Origin of the sequence: Paracidovorax sp. MALMAid1276, assembly GCF_049198005.1 — a bacterium.
Taxonomy (GTDB): Bacteria; Pseudomonadota; Gammaproteobacteria; order Burkholderiales; family Burkholderiaceae_C; genus Acidovorax.
Window position 1 is genome coordinate 1 of sequence record NZ_JBMIRS010000162.1, and the last position, 4,671, is coordinate 4,671.

General features: G+C 70.5%; 4 protein-coding genes. 2 read left to right on the plus strand and 2 right to left on the minus strand.

What is annotated here, in order from left to right; translation table 11 throughout:
* Window positions 1-343 precede the first annotated feature (343 nt).
* Window positions 344-1,735 (plus strand): homoserine dehydrogenase, encoded by a 1,392-nt coding sequence (locus ACOQFS_RS11000; RefSeq protein ID WP_421562920.1) that lies wholly within the window; start codon window positions 344-346, stop codon window positions 1,733-1,735.
* Between the two features lie 230 nt (window positions 1,736-1,965).
* Here the strand turns inward: ACOQFS_RS11000 and ACOQFS_RS11005 are convergent, their stop codons facing one another.
* The gene (locus ACOQFS_RS11005; protein WP_421562921.1) at window positions 1,966-2,607 is read right to left on the minus strand and encodes an FMN-binding negative transcriptional regulator; all 642 of its coding nucleotides are present in this window, start codon (window positions 2,605-2,607) and stop codon (window positions 1,966-1,968) included.
* A 2-nt stretch (window positions 2,608-2,609) separates the two neighbouring features.
* Window positions 2,610-3,089, minus strand: coding sequence for an OsmC family protein (locus ACOQFS_RS11010; RefSeq protein WP_421562922.1), 480 nt, complete (start codon window positions 3,087-3,089; stop codon window positions 2,610-2,612).
* 66 nt (window positions 3,090-3,155) lie between these two features.
* Between ACOQFS_RS11010 and ACOQFS_RS11015 the strand changes: the two genes are divergently transcribed.
* Window positions 3,156-4,604: a PLP-dependent aminotransferase family protein gene (locus ACOQFS_RS11015; RefSeq protein ID WP_421562923.1), complete on the plus strand. Its 1,449-nt coding sequence runs from the start codon at window positions 3,156-3,158 to the stop codon at window positions 4,602-4,604.
* The last annotated feature ends 67 nt before the right edge of the window (window positions 4,605-4,671 follow it).

Sequence of the window (4,671 nt, forward strand, 5' to 3'; positions counted from 1 at the left end):
TGCGTTGCAGCCGATGCTCCTTCTGCCGCGCAGACTCCTAGGCTACACTGCACGCCTTCATGTCGCACCTCGCCGCCCCTTCCTCCATCGCTCGCGCCACTGCCCCCCAGGGCATGGGCATGATGCCGCCCGCATTTGCGCGGGCCGATGGTGTGACGCGGGCACAGGGTGCACGAATGATTACCACCATTACCACCGCGGCCACCTGAGCACGCGCAGGTGGCCGTTCCGGCAGCCACCTGGTGATCGCTCTCTTCTCCCCCAAGACGAATGCACGAAACCCAGCTCTGGCAGCTGGGTTTTTTTGTTTGTTCGTTCGTTTGTTCGTCAGTCGGAGAAGTCCATGTACCGCGATCCCGTCCCGTCCCTCGAAGCCCCGTTGTTGCCGTCGTCCGATGCGGCCATGCGCCCCCTGCGCGTGGGCATGATCGGCATTGGTACCGTGGGCGCCGGCACCTTCCGCGTGCTGGCGCGCAACCAGGCGTTGATTGCGGGCCGTGCGGGCCGGGGCATCAAGCTGGTGGTGGTCTGCGCCCGCAGCCTGGCCCGCGCGATGCGCGTGGTGGGCAAAGACGTGGCGCTGACCAACGACCCCATGCAGGTGGCCACGCACCCCGATGTGGACGTGCTGGTGGAGGTGGCTGGCGGCACCGGCCCCGCACGCGACTGGGTGCTGGCCGCCATCCGCGCGGGCAAGCACGTGGTCACGGCCAACAAGGCGCTGCTGGCGGTGCATGGCAACGAGATTTTTGCCGCCGCGCGCCAGCACGGCGTGGCCGTGGCCTACGAGGGCGCGGTGGCCGTCAGCATCCCCATCGTGAAGGCGCTGCGCGAGGGCCTCACGGCCAACCGCATCGACTGGGTGGCCGGGATCATCAACGGCACCACCAATTTCATCCTGAGCCAGATGCGCGACCAGGGCATGGGCTTTGCCGAGGCGCTGGCCCAGGCGCAGGCGCTGGGCTACGCTGAGGCCGACCCGACCTTCGACATCGAAGGCATCGACGCCGCGCACAAGATCTCGCTGCTGGCGGCCAACGCGTTTGGCATGCCGGTGCGTTTTGCCGATGCGCAGGTGGAGGGCATCACCGCGCTGCAGGGCCTGGACGTGGCCTGCGCCGAGCAGTTGGGCTTTCGCATCAAGCTGCTGGGCATGGCCCGCCGCCGCGACGATGCCGGTGCGAACGGCGTGGAGCTGCGCGTGCAGCCCGCGCTGCTGCCCGCCACGCACCTGCTGGCGCAGGTGAACGGCTCGATGAACGCGGTGGTGGTGAAGGGCGATGCGGCGGGCGAGACCTTGTTCTACGGCGCCGGCGCGGGCTCGGAGCAGACCGCATCGGCCGTGATTGCCGACCTGGTGGACGTGGCGCGGCTCGACGGCACGCACGCCGCGCAGCGGGTTCCGCACCTGGGCTTTCACGCCCACGCAGTCAACGAAGACCTGGCCGTGCTGCCGCGTGCCGCCGTGCACACGCGCCACTATCTGCGCGTGCCCGTGCACAGTGCGGCGCAGATCGAGGCCGTGGGCGCCTGGCTGGCCGCGCAGCAGGTGCCGGTGGCGCGCGTGGCGCTGGCGTGCGAGTCGTCTCTGCCGGCCGGTGCGGGGCCCCAGGTGCTGGTGCTGACCGATGCGGTGGGCCAGGCGACGGTGGACCTGGCGGTGCACGCGCTGGCCGCTCACCCTGCGGTGGCCGGGGCGGTGGTGGCGCTGCGGGTGGAGATGCTGGAGGGGTGAGGTGGCGGGGTGGGGCAGTGGGGTTGCTGCGGGCAGGGTCTGGCACCGGACACGCCCTGCCATCACCCTCCCGCAACCCCCACGGCCGTTCACGCTGAGCCTGTCGAAGCGCCGCGCAAGGCTTCGACAAGCTCAGCCCGAACGGATGGGGTGGATGGGCGGTGCTTGAGCACCAAAACATGCCCAACCGCTTTACAGTCAAGCGATGATAGCTATGAATGTCGTAGCAATCAGCGGCTGGATGCTGGCCCACGCTCCACCAGCGCGGCCATGTCTGCGGCCGCCGGGGTGCCTTCGGCCAGCAAGCCCCGCACCACGCCCGCGCGGTCCGTGTCGGTGCGGTTCTGGCTCAGCTTCCAGATGCCCTCCCAGCGCTCCACGGCCAGTTCGATGCCCACGATGGCGCGCAGCATCTTGTCGATGTAGTCGGGCGGGGCGTCGTCGATGCGCCAGGGCTCTGGCCGGTGGGCCTCGTGCTGCTCGCTGAGCGTGTGCAGCATCGCGCGCAGGCGCACCGGGTCGTCCACCGCGCTCAGCGTGCCATGGGCGTGCACAGCAGCGTAGTTCCAGGTGGGCACCTGTTTGCCGTCCAGCGCCTTGGACGGGTACCACGTGGGCGACACGTACGCCTGCGGCCCGTGGAACACCGCCACCCCGGTCTGCGGCAGCAGCGGCCACAGGCCGTTGGCGCGCGCCACATGGCCCACCAGCGTGCCGTGCGGGCCGCGTGTGGGGTCGAGAAACAGCGGAATGTGGTTGGCGTGCAGCGCACCGCCCTGCGCCACCACCAGCGTCGCCAGGGGCTGGGCGCGCACCAGGGCGTGCAGGGTGGCTGCGTCGCTCACATGGAACTGCCGGTTCGCGTTGGCCATGGTCAGTCTCCTTCCACTTCGAGCACGGGCGCGCAGGCGATCTGCGTCTTCACCGAGTTGGCGAGAAAACACGCGGCATGCGCCCGGTGGTGCAGGTCGTCCAGCTGCGCAGCGCTGGGCGCGTGGGCCCCCTCAAAGCATGTCACGGGGCGCAGCTGCACGTGGGTGACAACGAGCTGGCCCTCAGCGTTCTTGGCCATGGTGCCCACGGCGGCGTCGGTGTAGCGGTTGAGCCGATAACCCGCGCGGCTGGCGAGGTCCAGAAACCACAGCATGTGGCAGCTCGACAGGGCGGCCACATAGGCCTCCTCCGGGTCCACGGCGGCGGCGTCGGAATAAGGCAGCGGCACCACATGGGGCGACGACGACGCGGCCACCACCGCGCCGCCATCGAACTGCCAGGTGTGGGCGCGGCGGTAGCGCTTGTCCAGAAAATCGTCGTTGCCACGGGTCCAGGTGATGGTGGCGAGGTGCTCGGCCATGGGTGGGGTCTTTCTACAATGGTTCTTCAGTTTATGACTGCGTAGCCACAGCGAAGGAACCAATTCATGCCCGGTGCCAGAGCCAATGCGGCCGTCGGCCCACCCCGCCTGCTGCGCCAGCAGGTGTACGAGCAGCTGCGCAGCGCCATCGAACAAGGCCGCCTGCCCGCAGGCACGCGCCTGCCGCCCTCGCGCGAGCACGCCGCCAGCCTGGGCGTGGCGCGCAACACCGTGCTGTGGGCCGTGCAGCGGCTGCAGGCCGAGGGCTATGTGCAGGCGCGCGTGGGCGACGGCACCTTTGTGGCGCAGGCCGTGGCGGCGGCGCCCGCCCTGGGCCTGGTGGCGCCGCCGCGCGGGCTGTCGCGGCGCGGGCAGCTGATTGCCGAGACGGCGGCGCGCTGGCGGCCACCGCATGTGGCGGCGCGGGCGTTCCGCATCGGCGCGCCCGAGGTGGACAGCTTTCCGTTTGCGCTGTGGGACCGGCTGGCGCGCCAGGCCAGCGCCGCGCAGCGCCGCGCCCGCGCGCAATACCTGGACCCGGCCGGCGACGCAGACCTGCGGCGGGCGATTGCAATGTGGCTGTGGGCCTCGCGCGGCATCCGCTGCGATGCGGCGCAGGTGGTGGTGTGCTCGGGCTCGCAGCAGGGCATCGATCTGATTGCGCGGCTGCTGCTGGACGCCGGTGACGATGTGCTTGTGGAAGACCCGGGCTACCCGGGCATTCGCGCCAGCCTGCTGGGCCACGGCGTGCTGGCGCGGCCCGTGGCGCTGGACGCGCAGGGCCTGCAGATCGACGAAGGCGCCGCGCAGTGGCCCGCAGCGCGCATGGCCGTGGTCACGCCCACGCACCAGTTCCCCACGGGCGTGGGCATGGGGCTGGCGCGGCGCCAGGCGCTGCTGCAGTGGGCGCGCACGCACGATGCCTGGGTGGTGGAGGACGACTACGACGGCGAATTCCAATATGGCGGCGCTGCACAGCGCGTGCCTGCGCTGTGCAGCCTGCCAGGCTCGGAGCGCGTGCTGTATGTGGGCACCTTCAGCAAGACTTTGCACCCCGGCCTGCGCCTGGGCTTTGTGGTGGTGCCACCCGCATTGGTCGATGCCTTTGCGATGGCCCGCGCCATCACCGACCGGCACGCTCCCGGCGATGCGCAGGCGGTGCTGGCGCGCTTCATTGCCGAAGGCCACCTGCTGCGCCATTTGCGGCAGATGCGCGAGCTGTACCAGCAGCGCCAGCGCGTGCTGATCGACGCCCTGGCCGACGCCAGCGACGGCGCGCTGCCGCTGGTGCCCAGCGACCGGGGCATGCATTTGCTGCACGAAGCCGCGCAGGGCAGCGATGACGAGACGCTGAGCCGCCGGGCGCTCACGGCCGGGGTCATGCTGGCGCCGCTGTCGCGCTTTGCCATGCAATCGCCGCGCCGGGGCTGGCTGTTTGGCTACGCCGGATACACCGAGGCCGAGGTGCGCGCTGCGGCGCGGGTGGTGGGCGGTCTGGCGCGCACGTTGCGATGAATGACTGAAGCCGGATGCATCCCCTCGAACCGTTCACGCTGAGCCTGTCGAAGCGCCGCGCAGGGCT

Bases quoted from the DNA above. Each gene is read 5' to 3' on its own strand.
- ACOQFS_RS11000 (WP_421562920.1), top strand. From the start codon at position 344: ATGTACCGCGATCCCGTCCCGTCCCTCGAAGCCCCGTTGTTGCCGTCG.
- ACOQFS_RS11015 (WP_421562923.1), top strand. From the start codon at position 3,156: ATGCCCGGTGCCAGAGCCAATGCGGCCGTCGGCCCACCCCGCCTGCTG.
- ACOQFS_RS11005 (WP_421562921.1), bottom strand. From the start codon at position 2,607: ATGGCCAACGCGAACCGGCAGTTCCATGTGAGCGACGCAGCCACCCTG.
- ACOQFS_RS11010 (WP_421562922.1), bottom strand. From the start codon at position 3,089: ATGGCCGAGCACCTCGCCACCATCACCTGGACCCGTGGCAACGACGAT.